The organism is Methylomonas stagni, assembly GCF_050154735.1.
In the GTDB taxonomy this organism is placed as follows: domain Bacteria; phylum Pseudomonadota; class Gammaproteobacteria; order Methylococcales; family Methylomonadaceae; genus Methylomonas; species Methylomonas koyamae_A.
In genome coordinates, this window is record NZ_CP189557.1 from 3,170,626 (window position 1) to 3,185,760 (window position 15,135).

The window sequence follows — 15,135 nt, forward strand, 5'->3', positions numbered from 1 at the left end:
TTTACCTTTAAAATAACGGCTTTATTATCGACACAACAATGCATGCCGGCGCCCGAACCGCTCAATATACAACCTAAACGCATTTTGGTGATAACGCTACGCTATCTGGGCGACACGCTGTTGACCACCCCCTTGCTCAGCGCGCTAAAGCAGGCATATCCGGACGCGGCCATCGACGTGCTGCTGCCGCGCGGCAATGTCGGCATGTTGGAAGGCAACCCGGATGTGAGTGAACTGATTCCGGTCCTGGCCAAACCCAAGGTTTTCGAATTATTGGCGATTCTGGCTCGATTGCGTCGCCGCTACGACTTGGCGATCTCGACTCAGACCGGCGACCGGCCGACGCTGTATGCCTGGGCGGCCGGCAAGCTCCGCTTGGGTTTCGTGCCGGAGCAAACCGGCAAGGCTTGGTGGAAGCAATGCTTGCTGACCCGCTGGCTAGTATTCGGCGACGATTACGGCCATGCGGTGCTGGAAAACCTGAGATTTTGCGCGCCCCTCGGCATTCCGCCGGTATTCCGGCTGACGCCGCCCTGTTCCGAGTCATCGTTCGACTTACCCACGGATCTAGCGAACCAAGCCTATGCGGTGCTGCACATTCAGCCTCAATGGCGCTACAAGGCCTGGCCGCTGGCGCAGTGGCGGCAACTGGCTGAATTTTTAGCCGATCGCGGCTATCGCATCGTATTGACCGGCAGCGGCCAGCCCGCCGAGCGCCAAGTCCTGGCGGAATTCAAATCCGGCCTCGCCTGCGACATCTTGGATTTGAGCGGAGGTCCAAGCCTGGCCGAACTGAGCCGGCTGATTGGCAACGCCGCGTTGTTCGTCGGCCCGGATACCGGCATCACCCATTTGGCGGCCGCGACCGGCGCACCTGTGTTCGCGTTGTTCGGGCCAACCGACCCCAGCAAATGGGCACCCTGGCCGACCGGTTACGCCGAAAACAGGCCACCGTTTGCCAAATCCGGTTCCGGCCGAGTCGGCAACGTGCATCTGATTCAAGACGCCGCGCCCCGCGCCTGCGTGCCCTGCCAACTGGAGGGTTGCGAACGCCGCCGGGATAGCCGTAGCGACTGCCTGGAACAATTGCCGGCCGAAGGCGTCATTGCTGCAATCGATGCCGAACTGGAGCAGCGAAGCCACGACCATCGTCCGGCACCACGACAACAATCGGATGTGTTTTGACGTAAAACCGCCGATAATCGTCCCTTAGCCATTACTTTCGACTTTTGCATGACCGAATCGCCGACGCTCGACCGCATCCTGGTACTGAATGTCAAAGCCTTTACCGGGCGCCGCCAATTCATGGAACGCCAATTGGCCGAATTCGGCTTAAGCGCCGAATTCGTCACGGACTGGGATATCGAGGAATTGACCCCCGAGATTTTGAGTCTAACCTTCGGCACGGATGGCCTGACGCCTGGCCAACAGTCCTGCGCGCTAAAACACGTCGAAGCCCTGCACCGCATCGCCGCCGCCGGCAACCGTCAGGCGTTGGTATTGGAAGACGACGCCGTGTTCAGCCCCGACTTCCGGCTGGGCATCACGCGAGCCCTGCAACAAAGCGAACGATTTCCGGGCCACAAAGTGATTTACATCGGCTCCGGCGGCAATTTCTTCACGCCGAAAAGTCAGCGCCGCCCCGGCCAGTACTTGTATCCGGGTCATCGCGGCCGCTTTGCCGACTCCTACATCATCGACTGCGACACCGCTCGGCGCCGCTTGGATTGGATAGCCGCACACCGCATCGGCCAGCCTATCGACAACCAGTTCGAGACCATCGACAAAGCGCTGGACATCCAAATGCTCTGGCTGGAAGACCCGGTCGTCGAGCAAGGCAGCAAGAACGGCTTGTTTCGAAGCGCGTTGGAAAGCGATCCGCCGCCGTGGCTGAAAGGTTGGCTATTCCGCTGGGAAAAACTCAAACGCAAATATATTTATCAACTGTGGCGTTAACTCCATGACTCACGCTTATTCCGACACCGCGCTGAACGTCAGCCGCGGACTGGCGATTTTCGCGGTCGTCGCGGTACCGATGTCCACCGCCGCGACCAGCATCGCTTGCGTGGCCATGCTGGCGGCTTGGCTGGCTTCCGGAAAGGCCTTCGCCACGCTGCGGCAATCGTGGCGGCATCCGCTGGGCAAAATGATTGTCGCGTTTTACGCCTGGCTGGTCGTCGGCACCTTTTACGCCGACACGGACTGGTCGGCCAAACTGCAAACCCTGTCGAGTTGGAAGAAACTAGCTTACGCCTTTATGCTGCTGGGCCTGTTTCAATCGCGGCGCTGGCAACAACGCTTCGTCTATTATTTCGTCGGCGTTATGGCCGTCGCCGCTATGGTCGCTATTCCACTATGGGCGACCGATTGGGTGGTGCGTAGCGGCCGCGGCGCCGGCATCTTCATGACCAATCATTCGACACAAAGCATGGCGTTCACGGCCGCGCTGCTCGGTACGTTATTTGTATTGCACGAACCGCTGTCGCCGCGTTGGAAAATCGCGGTCTGGAGCGCCGCCGCGCTGTTCGTGTTCAATATTTTCTTCGTCAGCACCGCCCGTAGCGGTTATCTGGCGCTGCCTGTCGCGGCGGTGTTTGCTTTCGGCTCACTTTACGGTTTTCGGAAATTGCCGTATTTCATCGGCGCGGCGGCGGTCGCGGTTGCGCTGTTCGTCGCGACCTCCGACACCGTGCAACAGCGGATACAGGTCACGCTGGACGAACAAGCCCATTATCAAACCAGCGCCAGCGAGACCTCGATCGGTCTGCGAGTGGTGTTTTACCGAAATACCTGGCAATTGATCCGCGAGCATCCCTGGCTGGGCTATGGCACCTCGGGTTTCAAACCGGCTTACGAGCAAGTGGCGAAACTTAATGGTCAGGGTTGGCACGCAATGGGTACCGGCGACCCACACAATCAATATCTGTTCATCTGGGTCGAAAATGGCCTTTTCGGCGTACTGCTGTTTTTAGCCTATATTGGCGTCGGCTTGCGGGAAGGTTTGGCGCACAGACCTTACGGCGCGATCGCCGCGAGTTTTTTGGTGGCTATCAGTGCTTCCAGCCTGTTCAATTCGCATTTTAAGACCTTCGCCGAAGGCTATCTGTTGGCATTCTTTCTCGGCGCGTTGCTGAGCCGACCGGCCGAGCCTGACGATGCTTAGCGTCATCGTCATCACCAAGAACGAAGCCGGCCATATCGGCCGCTGCCTGGCCTCGGTGGCCTGGGCAGACGAGATTGTCGTTCTCGACTCGGGCAGTAACGACGACACTGTCGCGATAGCCCGCCAGTTTACCGACCAAGTGTTCGTGACCGACTGGCCCGGCTTCGGCCCGCAAAAGCAACGGGCCTTGGATAAAGCCTCTCACGACTGGGTGTTATCGCTAGACGCCGACGAAGAAGTCGGCCCGGCCTTGGCCGAGGAAATTCAACAGGCCATCCGGCAAAATGCTATCCGAGGCTTCGAAATTCCCCGGCTGTCCAGCTACTGCGGCCGGCCGATTAAACATAGCGGCTGGTGGCCGGATTATGTCTTGCGATTGTTCCGGCGCGACGCGGGCCGATTCAGCAACGAGGTAGTTCACGAACGAGTCGAAGTGCAAGGCCCGATCGGCCGTTTGAACCAACCGTTGTTACACGAGGCTTTCGTCGATCCGGAAGAGGTACTGCACAAAATCAACAGTTATTCGACGCTGGGTGCCGAGAAACTGTTCAAAGCCGGCGCGCGCGCCAGCCTTGGCAAGGCCATCGCCAAGGGGCTGTGGACTTTTTCCGCGGCTACGTGCTCAAGGCCGGCTTTCTCGACGGCCCGCAAGGCTTGATGCTGGCGATTTCCAATGCCGAGGGCGCGTATTACAAATATCTGAAATTGCGGGAACTGCACCGCTTACATCGATGAACGGTCTGATTTCGGTCATCGTCGCCACCTACAACTGGCCCGAGGCACTGGATGCCTGCTTGGCCGGTTTACTGGCGCAATCGGACAGTCAATTCGAAATCTTGGTCGCCGACGATGGCTCGCAACCGGAAACCGCCGCTCGGATTGCCGCATGGCAAGCCGTTGCGAGCCGGCCGATCCGCCATGTGTGGCACGAAGATCGCGGCTTCCGGGCCGGAACGATACGCAACCGGGCCGTTGCGGTCAGCCGGGGCGATTATCTGCTGTTCGTCGACGGCGACTGCGTGACTTTGCCCGACTTTGTCGCCCGCCACCGCCAACTCGCCGAAACCGGCTATTTCGTGCCGGGCAACCGCTGCCTGCTGAGTCAGGCTTATACCCAGCAGGTGTTAAGGCAAGGCTTGCCGTTACACAGTCGAAGCAAGGCGTATTTCTTGGTGCAACGCCTGTGCGGCCGGATCAACCGCTGGCTGCCCTTGCTGTATTTGCCATTGACCGCTTGCGCTACGCGCGCGCCGAACATTGGCAAAACGCGATGACCTGCAATTTGGCGGTCTGGAAAGATGACTTTTTCAGGGTGAACGGCTTCGATGAAATCTACGAAGGCTGGGGGTACGAGGATTCGGACTTGGTGATCCGTTTGCTGCACTGCGGCATTCGCCGCAAGGAAGGCCGCTTCGCGGCACCGGTGCTGCATTTATGGCATCGCCAAAACGACCGGAGCCGCCACGACCAAAACTACCAACGACTGTTGGCGCGAGTCGCCGACCCCGCTGTGATTCGAGCCGAACGCGGCGTAGGCGACACCTTTGAATTACAAACGACTCCGGCCGCCGTGCAAGCGGGTCAATAGCACCGCTTCGTCGCGCGTCAAGCCGCAATCGCGCACCAAATCCTCGACGCCGACACCCCGGCGAATTTTCGCTATCACATCTTCGTAACCTTGGGCGGGACGCTCAACGGCTTCGGCCACCGCCGGCGTGTCCAGGGCGGCTCGCGGCCGCTCGGCAACCCGTTCGGCGATACTATTCAGTCTGGCGTCGGCATTCGCCAAGCGCCGGTCTACCGCAACCGCCGCCGAACACAATCCGGCCAAATCGTCGTGGTTACGCTGAATCTGCGCCTCCAGCAAACCATAGGCTTGCCTGAGCTTGCGGTGGTCGTGCAACAAACGGAGCATCAGCAACAACATCGCGACGACCGCTACGGTCAAAGCCCAAAGCAGATATTCGCTCATCACACTCTTTCGTCTATGTGTTCGGCCGGTTGTCGGTTTGGCGGCAATTTGGGCTTGGTCGGCGGTTGTTGCCGTTGCTCGCGACGCTGGCGCTCGTCGCGCTCGACCCGAGGAACGACAATGACCGGCGGGTTGGGACTAATCGGAGTGATTTCAGTCATGGCCAGCCTCCCGAGGCTGCAATGCGATTCGGTAACGATCGCCGCCGGTCCTTACCGACTAGGCGAACTAGAACATGTCCAATTCGGCTTTTTCGTCGTCGCTGAGGAATTTGTTCAAATCGACCAAGATCAACAACTGGTTGTCGCGGCTGGTGACGCCCTGGATGTATTTGGAACTCTCTTCGTTACCGACATTGGGCGCGGTCTCGATTTCGGAGGCCCGCATCTCGACGACTTCGGCAACGCTATCCACCAAGATACCGATGATGTGTCGGTCGGTTTCGATGATGACGACCCGCGAGGCGTCGTCGGTTTCCTTGGACGGCAGACCGAACCGGTTTCGGGTGTCGATAACCGTGACGACATTTCCGCGCAAATTGATGATACCCAACACGTAGGACGGCGCGCCGGGCACCGGAGCAATTTCGGTTACCCGCAGCACTTCCTGAACCTGCATCACGTTGATGCCGTATTTTTCGTCGCCCAGGCAAAAAGTCACCCATTGCATGATCGGATCGCTTTGTTTTCTATCTTCGCTCATGTTGTTCCATCCGGATTGATTACTGAGGTTTGCGGTGCGGCACCAATTGTTTGACGTCGACGATCGCGGTCAATTCTTCGATCACGGTGCCTATCAGCCAAGGGCGCTTGCGCCTGACCGTTCGCCACCGAACTTTTTCCGGTTTCAGTTTGCCTATCGACAAAATTTCGTCGCAAGCCAGACCCCATTTTTTATCTTGAGTCACCAACACGCACTTGAACGGCCGTTCCTCCAAATTGCGTTGCTGACCACGCGTCTTGCCGAACACCAATTGCCCGGTGTCGAGCACGCCGATCCGGCTATCCTGATCGTCGAGCAATCCCAGAAACCAGGAGGGCTGGCCCGGAATTTTACCGGGTTTGCGTTCAAGGCGGATGGTTCTGGCCAAATCGACCAGCGGCGCTGCCAATATCAATTGATCGACCTTGAAAAACAAAGCCTGGAATTCGGTCAGTGCCCAATCGGGCATTACCGTCAATGCCTGAAGTTTAGCCGGATTTTCTAGCGCGACAAGCGCGGGCTCCGGCAAGCGGATCAGCGCTTTCTCGGCGTGGACCGCCACAGCGGGCGCCAGTGTCTGCGCCGACCGCTGTTCTGCTGGCGCGACGGTAGCCAGATCGGCCTCGTCCGCCTCCGGAACGACTTCCAATAAGGTTTGCAGATAGGCGTCCAGCGCAAGTTGCTGCTGGACGATGCGCGGAGGCGGTTTTGCTTGTTTCATGAATGCGGTGTCGAAGAGTTGTCGCCGCTTTTTTCAAGCAATAACAATTCCAATAATTCGGTGTAGGCTTCGGCCGCCCGCGCGGTTTTGTCGAACAAAGGCAGCGGAGCGCCGACTCGGCTGGCTTCGCGGACTTTAGTATCGACCGGAATCACCGATGGCCAGACGTTGTCGGGATATTGCCGATACAGCGCCGCCAACGCGTCGCGGGCGGCCTTGGTGCGTTTGTCGAACATCGTCGGCACGATGGTAAAACGCGGCGGCGTCTTGCGCGAATGAAACACCATTTGAATGGTATGCACCATACGGTCCAGCCCCTTCAGGGCCAAAAACTCGGCCAACACCGGCACGATCAGTTGCTCGCAGGCCGCCATTGCGTTGATCATCAACACACCCAGCATTGGCGGGCTGTCGATAATCACGTAATCGTAACGGTCGGAAAGTTTGTGCAACGCGGTGGAAATCACCAAGCCCATGCCGCCGATCGCCGCGACCTGCCGATCCAGCGTGGCAATCGCGGTGGAAGCCGGCATCACCGAGATTCCGTCGAAATCGGTGCGGGCGACATACAGCTCCGGATCGATATTCTTCTTTTTCTCGCTGGCATCCCGAAACAGGTTGTAAACGCCGTGTTCGACTTCCTCGGGATTCATGCCGAAATAGCTGGTCAACGAGCCGTGCGGATCCAGATCGACTAACAGCGTGCGAAAGCCCCAAGTGCTGAGCAATCCACCCAACGTGACGACCGTGGTGGTTTTACCGACCCCGCCTTTTTGATTGGATACTGACCAGATTTTCATACATTCGCCGCTTATGGAGCCGGTTGAGCGACCGGCGCTTCGGGAGGCGCCGGTGGCTGCGGCGCCAAATTCAAGGCCTTGGCGCGTTCGTCGTCACTCATACCGTAGCGGGCAAATGCCTGGGACATCAACACCAATACGACGCGGCGATTTTTGAAGCGGCCTTCCTCGTGATTGTTATCGGCAATCGGGTGAAATTCTCCATAGCCGACCGCCGATAAACGGGTCGACGGTATGTTGTTCTTGACCAATTCCTTGACGACGCTGGTGGCCCTGGCCGACGACAGGTCCCAGTTGGACGGAAAGTAACCGGTCGAAATCGGCACGTTATCGGTATAACCCTCGACATTGATGACATTGGGCACGTCGCGTATCGCCTCGGCGACCTTTTGCAGCACCGGGATCGCCTTCGCCGACAATTCGGCCTTGCCGCTGGCAAACAGCAACTCGCTGTTCATTTCCAGCTCAACCCAAAAATCGTGCTTTTTAATACCGACTAATTGGCTTTCGACAAAGGGTTGCAGCGCGCGTTGAAATTCTTGGGAGACTTCGTCCAGACGGCGCTTTTCCTGCATAATCTCCTCGCTCAGCTCACGCTCCTCGGCCGTGACGAGGTTGGGCAACTCGATCGGTTGAACCGTGGTCGGAATGGCTCCGATTTGAATCGGCTCGGCGTCGCGCTGGACTTTCTCGTTGTGGAACAGCGCCTGATCCAGAGATTCGGAAAAGGTTTCGTATTTGCCTTTGTTGACCGACGAAATCGAGTACATCACGACGAAAAACGCGAACAGCAACGTGACGAAATCGGCGTAAGACACCATCCAGCGATCGTGGTTATCGGACTGATGCGGCGGTTTGCGGCGGCGGCGTACCATCGTTATTTATCCAGCAAAAAACCGGAGAGTTTCAACTCGATGTTGCGCGGGTTTTCGCCCTCGGCTATCGACGAAATCCCTTCGATGACCATTTCCCTGGCCTGAGTGACTTCGAACACCAACGCTTTCAGCTTATTGGCAATCGGAATGAACAACAAGTTCGCCAAGCCGACGCCGTAAATCGTGGCCACGAAGGCGGTGGCGATACCACTGCCCAACAGCTCGGGCTTGGCCAGATTCTGCATGACATGGATCAAGCCGATCACCGCGCCGATAATGCCTATCGTCGGCGCGTAACCGCCCATCGCTTCGAACACCCTGGCGGCTTGCATGTCCAGATGTTCCTTAGTGGTTAATTCCACATCCAGACAATCGCGGATCACTTCCGGCTCGTTGCCATCCACCAACAGTTGCAAACCCTTCTTGGCGAACCCGTCCTTCTCGGACTCTATCACCGACTCCAAACCCAGCAAACCCTCTTTTCGAGCCAAGGTACTCCAGCGCACGATTTTGTCGATTTGTTTTTTCAGCTGTAAGTTCTGCGGCACGAATATCCAAACGAAGATGCGCACGCTACGTAGAAAAACCTTGGGGGAAACTGCAACAGAGTCGCTCCCAGCGTACCACCAACCACAATCACGAAGGCATGGACGTTGACCAGCGATCCGATTTCGCCGCCACCCATCAGGTTGCCACCGATGATCGCGGCAAACCCTATCAGAACTCCGAAAATGCTGAGAATATCCATTAATGCAGTCTTTTGAATTGATTGGCGATTTCGCTCAACGAATAAATTTTGTCGGCCAAACCGGCTTCGGCGATCGCTCTGGGCATGCCGTAAACCACGCAACTGCGTTCATCCTGAGCCCAAATCGCGGCGCCCGCTCGTTTGAGTTGCTTGGCACCTTCGCGCCCGTCCGACCCCATGCCGGTCAATACGACCGCCAACATACGCCCTTTGAATTCAGCCGCCAACGAGGCGAAGGCGATATCCACCCCCGGCGCGTAGAGTTCACCGGGCGTTTTATTTCGCAACGCCACCGTCAATTTGCCGGCGGTGCGAACGAACTCGGTCTGTACGCCCCCCGGCGCCAATAAAGCCACGCCGTTTTGCAGTTCGTCGTGGTCCTGGGCCTCCCTGACCCCGACACCGCATAGTTGATTCAAGCGATCGGCGTAACTCTTGGTGAAATGCGCCGGCATATGCTGAATCAACACAATCGGAAAACGGCAAGCTTGCGGCAAGTGCGTCAAAATGTCCTGGATAGCCATCGGGCCGCCGGTGGAAGCCGCGATCACCAGCAAATCGATACGCTCGATCGATTCGCCACCATGTTCAGCGCGGAGCACCGCCGCCGGGTGGCGCTCGACATCGGCCGGACGGGGTGCGGCCAGAGGACTGTAACTGGGGCCGGCGACGGGTTTGGCGGGCATTCGCCGCGCTTGCGCGGCCAATAGCCGCAGACGCAAGCGCAAGGTTTGACAGGCAAGCTTGCGATTGGCGTCGATATCTTCGAGCTGCTTCGGCAGAAAATCCAGGGCCCCGGCTTCCAGCGCATCCAGCGTCGCCTTCGCGCCGACCTGCGTCATTGCCGAAAACATCAGAATCGGACAAGGCCGGGTCGCCATGATTTGCCTGACGGCGGTGATACCGTCCATGACCGGCATGTCGACATCCATCGTGATCACATCAGGCATTAACAGGGCCGCCATCCGAACCGCTTCCTTGCCGTTAGCGGCAATCCCAACCACTTTAAAGTCGGGCTCTTCCTCTAAAATGTCCCGGATACGTTTGCAGATAAAGTCGGAGTCGTCCACCACCAAAACCCGTATGGTCATGGCAGTCGTCAGATCGCGTATTTTTTCACCAGACCCGGCACGTCAAGTATCAACGCGATTTTTCCGTCCCCGGTGATCGTAGCTCCCGATAAGCCATCCAAGCCGTGCAACTTTGCACCTAATGCCTTGATAACCACCTCTTCCTGGCCGACCAGCTGGTCGACGACGAAACCGACCTGACGACCGCCGGCGTTCACCACGACGACGTGACTGGTACCCTGCGCCTCCGACGTCCGATAATAAGGCGTCTGCACCAACCATTCGCTAAGATAAAACAAGGGCAAGGCCTTATTACGAACCATGACGACCAACTGCCCGTCCACTTTGTTGGTTTTGCTCAAATCCAGATCGAGGATTTCCAACACGCTGGCCAACGGTAATGCAAAGGCCTGCCCGCCCAGTTTGACCATGAGAGTCGGCATGATCGCCAGCGTCAGCGGAACTTTAATAATAATGGTACTGCCGCGCCCCTCGACCGAATCGATCTCGACGATACCGTTCATTTGGGCGATCCGGGTTTTGACAACGTCCATGCCGACACCGCGACCGGACACATCGGAAATTTCGCTTTTCGTCGAAAAACCGGGCACGAAGATCAGGTTGTAGCACTCCTTGTCGTCCAGCCTGGCCGCGCTTTCTTCATCCATCAGACCTTTTTCGACCGCTTTCGCTCGCAGCACGTTGGCATTCATGCCCTTACCGTCATCGGTGATCGACAGTTGGATGTGGTCGCCCTCCTGCGACGCTTTCAATACGACCACGCCCTCTCTGGGCTTGCCTTGCGCTTCGCGCTCGCTGGGTGACTCTATGCCATGGTCGACGGCGTTTCTAACTAAATGCACCAACGGATCGGCCAAAGCCTCCACCAAGTTTTTATCCAGATCGGTGTCTTCGCCGACCAAGTCCAAGCGAATTTCCTTTTTCAAATTTCTGGCCAAATCGCGTACCACCCGAGGAAAGCGACCGAACACTTTTTTAATCGGTTGCATTCGGGTCTTCATCACCGCAAGTTGCAGATCGGCGGTCACGACATCCAGATTGGAAATTGCCTTGGAAAGCTGTTCGTTGGCTTCAGCCGTGGCCTTCAAGGTCTGAAACCGGTTACGGACCAAGACCAACTCGCCCACCATATTCATAATATCGTCGAGGATCTGGGTGTCTACCCTAACCGTGGTATCGGCTTGAGGAGTCGCCTTGGCATTGCCGTTTTCAACACCGACTACCTTGGCGGCCGGGGTCCGCTCGTTGTCCGAAAGGGGTTTGCTGACCTCGGCTCGGGGCACGACCGGTTTTGCCGTTTCCGGTTTGGGGGCTTCCACGACCGGTTCCGTATCGATAACCATAGGCTCGATGTCGCCTAACGGTAAATTCGCGGCATCGAACCTACCTTTTCCGTGCAATGAGTCCAAGACCTGCTCGAATTCTTCGTCGGTGATGTCTCCGGAATCGGTGGCCGGGCTTGGGTTCTCAACGGGAGCGGCAGAAAACTTGCCTTTGCCGTGCAACTCATCAAGTAAATTTTCGAACTCGTCTTCGGTGATTTCGTCGTCGGCAACCGGCTTGGCGGATGCGGGCACCGTCGGTGAACCGCCCTTCCCGTGCAATGCGTCGAGCAGTTCTTCGAACTCTTGTTCGGTAATTAAGTCGTTGGTTCCGGTCTCGGATTCGTCCATTTCCTCTGGATCCAGCATCGCCTCGAATTCTTGCGCAACCAATTCCTGCGGCGTCAAACCCTGTGGGTCGACGACTTCCAAATGGTCGGACTCCTGCTCAGCATCAGACTCCGGCTCCGGCTCCGGCTCCGGCTCCGGCTCCGGCTCCGGCTCCGGCTCCGGGAGCGTATCTTCAGAGGAAGAAGCTGTCGCGAAACCGTGCAAACGCTGCAATAACCCCTGATCGGCGGCTTTCGGCATGTTGCCGGTACGCACAATATTGAACATCTCATTGACGATGTCGATGACTTGCAGAATTGCATCCATCAAATCCGGAGTAACTTGGCGATCGCCCTGCCTCAAGACATTGAATACATCCTCGGCACTGTGACAAATATCGACCAGTGCGGAAATCGACAGAAAACCGGCGCCACCCTTGATGGTATGAAAGCCGCGAAAAATCGCGTTTAGCAGTTCGAAATCACTGGGCGATTGCTCTAGTTCAACCAATTGTTCGCCAAGTGACTCCAGAATTTCTCCGGCTTCGACCAAGAAATCCTGCAAAATTTCGTCGTCCAAATCGATCGCCATAGTCTTTCCTCAGAAACCCAAGCTGGAGAGCAAATCATCGACATCCACTTGACTGGTGGCGACATCGCCAGCCTTGTCGTCCACGCCCGGCACTACAGGCCCCGGCAATTCGTGCGATGCCGACTCGGCGCGAGCGGCATGCGGCACGACCCGCGAGCTGGAAATACTGATCAAATTGACCATGCTGGTTTCCAATTCCTGAACCAAGTCGATGACGCGACGAATGATTTGGCCCGTGATGTCCTGAAAGCCTTGAGCCATCAGAATATCGTTCAAACCTTGTTGAATCCGCTCAAACGAACCTTGGGTTTGATTGAAATACTGGCTGAGTTCCACGCTCATGGCCTTGAACTCTTCGAAAGGCATTTCCCTATCTAAAAACCGGTTCCACTGTTGCGCCAATTGTTTGGCCCTATCGCTCAACTCATCGGAAACCGGCAGCAATTCTTCGACGGCGGTCAAGGTCTGGTCGGCGGCCTGCTCGGTCATCGCGATCACATAATGCAAGCGCTCCTTGGCATCCGGAATGTCGTGGGCAGTCAATTCGGTAATTTTCGAGTCGACGGAAAAGCTGACCATGGTGTCGTGAAGCTGCCGAGTCAAACGACCGACTTCCTTGAACAATTGCGTCTCCCGGAGCCCGGCGACTTGATCCAACAGGCGATCCGCCTCGTTTTCATCCTGCTTTTCCAGCGCCGCGACCAAATTCCGGGTCAAATTCAGCAAATCACTATTCATGGGCCTCGTTCCGGACAATTAGCCTTCGATACGCTCGAAAATCTTTTCGATTTTTTCTTTCAACGTTGCCGCAGTAAACGGTTTGATCACATAACCGTTCACACCGGCTTGGGCCGCGGTGATAATCTGCTCCCGCTTGGCTTCCGCCGTCACCATCAGCACCGGTAGATTGGCCAGGCTCGGGTGGGCTCGCACCGCTCTTAGCAGATCGATACCGGTCATCCCCGGCATATTCCAGTCGGTAATCAGAAAATCGATACCGCCCTTCTCGAGTATCGGCAACGCCGTTCGGCCATCGTCGGCTTCCACAGTGTTCGTAAACCCCAGATCTTTCAAAAGGTTTTTTACAATTCTCCGCATTGTCGAAAAGTCGTCGACAACCAGAATGCGCATATTCTTATCCAAGGAAAATCTCCACCCTGACTACTTAATTCATTTGAGAAAGAGGCGATTCGCTGAAAAAACCGAACCAACGTTCGGCAATAACCACAAATTAACCCGACTTTTCATTATCTGTTCCTTCCAGCCAATCTGCAAGCCTAGCCCTGAGCCGCAGCAGGGCTTGACTGCATATTTGACTGACCCGGGATTCGCTGACATCCAATACCTTGCCAATCTCGCGCAAATTCAGTTCGTCGTCGTAATACAACGATATAACCAACCGTTCACGCTCCGGCAACTCGGCAATCGCCTTGGCCAGCGCTTGTTGAAAACTTTGCCGGATTAACGCTTCTTCCGGCTGAAATCCATCGTGTACCGCATCTATGACGCCGTCTTCGCCCTGCACCAATTCTTCGACGCTAAAGGTTTTGCAAGACATCGCGTCCTGCAAAATCCGTCCGTATTCCTCCAGGCTGATGCCCATCTGCCGGGCGACTTCGCTATCCTTGGCATCTCGACCCAGGCGGCTCTCCACATCGCGAATCGCTTCGGCCGCCGCCCTGGCTTTTTTATGGACCGAGCGCGGCGTCCAATCGGAGCGGCGTAATTCGTCAAGCATCGCCCCGCGGATTCGGATGCCGGCGTAGGTTTCGAAACTGGCACCCTGAGCAGCGTCGTAATGCTTTAGCGCTTCCAACAGTCCGAGCATGCCGGACTGAATCATGTCATCGATTTGTACAGTGTCTGGCAAACGACCCATTAAATGGTAGGCAATGCGTTTGACGAGCGGCGCGTGCTGGATAACCAAGTTATCCAGATTTCCGGCCTGCACGGCAGCGTACATTGCCGCTCCACTCATGCAACATCCTCTTTGGCACTATATTGAATCATCCGCTCGACAAAGAACTCCAAATAGCCGCCAGCCTTCGGCTTGATCGGCCAACTGTCGATTTTTCTCGCTAGATTTTTAATCGCCAAGGCCGCCTTGCTCTGCGGAAAGGCTTCGACGACTGGCTGCTGTTTCTGTACCGATTTCCGCAGATATTCGTCTTGCGGAACCGCGCCGACAAATTGTAGCGCCACGTCCAGATAGCGATCGGTAACCTTGCTCAGTTTGGTAAATAGGGCCTGCCCGTGTTCGGCGGACTGCACCATATTCGTGACGATATGAAAACTGTTCAAGCCGTAGTCACGGTTCAACAACTTGATATAGGCATACGCATCGGCCAACGAAGTCGGTTCGTCGCAGACCACTACGATCACTTCCTGGCAGGCACGAGCGAAATTGACCACGCTCGACGAAATACCGGCCGCCGTATCGACGATCAGCACATCGAGATCCTTGTCGATGTCGCTAAAAGCCCTAATCACGCCAGCCTGTTCGACATTCGACAGATCGGACATGCGCTGGATGCCCGACGACGCCGGGATAATCTTCAGGCCGGCGGGTCCGGTCATCATGATTTCCCGCAACGTCTTTTCGCCGTTTAGAACATGCGACAGGTTGTATTCGGGAAACATCCCCAACAAAATATCGACGTTCGCCAAGCCCATGTCGGCGTCGAGTATGGCCACCCGCCGTCCCATTTTGGCCAGGGCCACACCAATGTTGACGGACAAGTTGGTTTTGCCGACGCCACCCTTGCCGCTAGTCACGGCGATTACTCGTACTGGTTTCATCTGTCTCATTTGTCTAATTCC

At 56.6% G+C, this 15,135-nt stretch carries 20 protein-coding genes; 6 read left to right on the forward strand and 14 right to left on the reverse strand.

The window, feature by feature from the left end; all coding sequences use genetic code 11:
* Positions 1-42 precede the first annotated feature (42 nt).
* The 6 genes from ACP4CD_RS14635 to ACP4CD_RS14660 all read left to right on the forward strand — a co-directional run bounded on the left by ACP4CD_RS14635 (position 43) and on the right by ACP4CD_RS14660 (position 4,751).
* Positions 43-1,185 carry a glycosyltransferase family 9 protein gene (locus tag ACP4CD_RS14635; RefSeq protein ID WP_426991444.1) on the forward strand — a complete coding sequence of 381 codons (1,143 nt, stop codon included), beginning with the start codon at positions 43-45 and terminating at the stop codon, positions 1,183-1,185.
* A gap of 48 nt (positions 1,186-1,233) precedes the next feature.
* Positions 1,234-1,956 (forward strand): glycosyltransferase family 25 protein, encoded by a 723-nt coding sequence (locus tag ACP4CD_RS14640; RefSeq protein ID WP_426991445.1) that lies wholly within the window; start codon positions 1,234-1,236, stop codon positions 1,954-1,956.
* A 4-nt stretch (positions 1,957-1,960) separates the two neighbouring features.
* Positions 1,961-3,163 carry an O-antigen ligase family protein gene (locus ACP4CD_RS14645; RefSeq protein ID WP_426991447.1) on the forward strand — a complete coding sequence of 401 codons (1,203 nt, stop codon included), beginning with the start codon at positions 1,961-1,963 and terminating at the stop codon, positions 3,161-3,163.
* A complete protein-coding gene (locus tag ACP4CD_RS14650; protein ID WP_426991448.1) occupies positions 3,156-3,821 on the forward strand; it encodes a glycosyltransferase family 2 protein in 666 nt (221 codons plus the stop codon). The genes ACP4CD_RS14645 and ACP4CD_RS14650 overlap by 8 nt, the downstream gene beginning before the upstream one ends.
* A 73-nt stretch (positions 3,822-3,894) precedes the next feature.
* Entirely contained in the window at positions 3,895-4,437 is a 543-nt protein-coding gene (locus tag ACP4CD_RS14655; protein ID WP_426991450.1) for a glycosyltransferase, read from the forward strand.
* On the forward strand, positions 4,434-4,751 hold the full coding sequence (locus tag ACP4CD_RS14660) for a galactosyltransferase-related protein (protein WP_426991452.1): 318 nt from the start codon (positions 4,434-4,436) through the stop codon (positions 4,749-4,751). Before ACP4CD_RS14655 ends, ACP4CD_RS14660 begins: the two co-directional genes overlap by 4 nt.
* Here ACP4CD_RS14660 and ACP4CD_RS14665 read toward each other — a convergent pair.
* The 14 genes from ACP4CD_RS14665 to ACP4CD_RS14730 form a co-directional block, all read right to left on the reverse strand.
* Positions 4,713-5,135, reverse strand: a complete 423-nt coding sequence (locus tag ACP4CD_RS14665) for a DUF2802 domain-containing protein (RefSeq protein ID WP_071154979.1) — start codon at positions 5,133-5,135, stop codon at positions 4,713-4,715. The genes ACP4CD_RS14660 and ACP4CD_RS14665 overlap by 39 nt on opposite strands.
* A complete protein-coding gene (locus tag ACP4CD_RS14670) occupies positions 5,135-5,296 on the reverse strand; it encodes a hypothetical protein (protein ID WP_168033604.1) in 162 nt (53 codons plus the stop codon). The genes ACP4CD_RS14665 and ACP4CD_RS14670 overlap by 1 nt, the downstream gene beginning before the upstream one ends.
* Before the next feature lie 67 nt (positions 5,297-5,363).
* Complete coding sequence (locus tag ACP4CD_RS14675) at positions 5,364-5,837, reverse strand: chemotaxis protein CheW (protein ID WP_064025049.1); 474 nt, start codon at positions 5,835-5,837, stop codon at positions 5,364-5,366.
* A 19-nt stretch (positions 5,838-5,856) separates the two neighbouring features.
* The gene (locus tag ACP4CD_RS14680) at positions 5,857-6,558 is read right to left on the reverse strand and encodes a chemotaxis protein CheW (RefSeq protein ID WP_426991454.1); all 702 of its coding nucleotides are present in this window, start codon (positions 6,556-6,558) and stop codon (positions 5,857-5,859) included.
* Positions 6,555-7,358 carry a ParA family protein gene (locus ACP4CD_RS14685; protein WP_064025053.1) on the reverse strand — a complete coding sequence of 268 codons (804 nt, stop codon included), beginning with the start codon at positions 7,356-7,358 and terminating at the stop codon, positions 6,555-6,557. The genes ACP4CD_RS14680 and ACP4CD_RS14685 overlap by 4 nt, the downstream gene beginning before the upstream one ends.
* 11 nt (positions 7,359-7,369) lie before the next feature.
* On the reverse strand, positions 7,370-8,233 hold the full coding sequence (gene motD / locus ACP4CD_RS14690; protein ID WP_064025055.1) for a flagellar motor protein MotD: 864 nt from the start codon (positions 8,231-8,233) through the stop codon (positions 7,370-7,372).
* A gap of 2 nt (positions 8,234-8,235) precedes the next feature.
* Complete coding sequence (locus ACP4CD_RS14695; protein WP_426991456.1) at positions 8,236-8,805, reverse strand: flagellar motor protein; 570 nt, start codon at positions 8,803-8,805, stop codon at positions 8,236-8,238.
* The gene (locus tag ACP4CD_RS14700) at positions 8,760-8,981 is read right to left on the reverse strand and encodes a hypothetical protein (protein WP_426991458.1); all 222 of its coding nucleotides are present in this window, start codon (positions 8,979-8,981) and stop codon (positions 8,760-8,762) included. Before ACP4CD_RS14700 ends, ACP4CD_RS14695 begins: the two co-directional genes overlap by 46 nt.
* Positions 8,981-10,072 (reverse strand): protein-glutamate methylesterase/protein-glutamine glutaminase, encoded by a 1,092-nt coding sequence (locus ACP4CD_RS14705; protein ID WP_071154982.1) that lies wholly within the window; start codon positions 10,070-10,072, stop codon positions 8,981-8,983. The genes ACP4CD_RS14700 and ACP4CD_RS14705 overlap by 1 nt, the downstream gene beginning before the upstream one ends.
* 8 nt (positions 10,073-10,080) lie before the next feature.
* Positions 10,081-12,315 (reverse strand): chemotaxis protein CheA, encoded by a 2,235-nt coding sequence (locus ACP4CD_RS14710; RefSeq protein WP_426991460.1) that lies wholly within the window; start codon positions 12,313-12,315, stop codon positions 10,081-10,083.
* 9 nt (positions 12,316-12,324) lie between these two features.
* Positions 12,325-13,053 carry a protein phosphatase CheZ gene (locus tag ACP4CD_RS14715; RefSeq protein WP_064025064.1) on the reverse strand — a complete coding sequence of 243 codons (729 nt, stop codon included), beginning with the start codon at positions 13,051-13,053 and terminating at the stop codon, positions 12,325-12,327.
* A gap of 18 nt (positions 13,054-13,071) precedes the next feature.
* Entirely contained in the window at positions 13,072-13,446 is a 375-nt protein-coding gene (locus ACP4CD_RS14720) for a chemotaxis response regulator CheY (protein ID WP_064025066.1), read from the reverse strand.
* A gap of 100 nt (positions 13,447-13,546) precedes the next feature.
* Complete coding sequence (locus ACP4CD_RS14725) at positions 13,547-14,293, reverse strand: RNA polymerase sigma factor FliA (protein WP_071154984.1); 747 nt, start codon at positions 14,291-14,293, stop codon at positions 13,547-13,549.
* Positions 14,290-15,123: a MinD/ParA family protein gene (locus ACP4CD_RS14730; protein ID WP_064025070.1), complete on the reverse strand. Its 834-nt coding sequence runs from the start codon at positions 15,121-15,123 to the stop codon at positions 14,290-14,292. Before ACP4CD_RS14730 ends, ACP4CD_RS14725 begins: the two co-directional genes overlap by 4 nt.
* Positions 15,124-15,135: the final 12 nt, after the last annotated feature.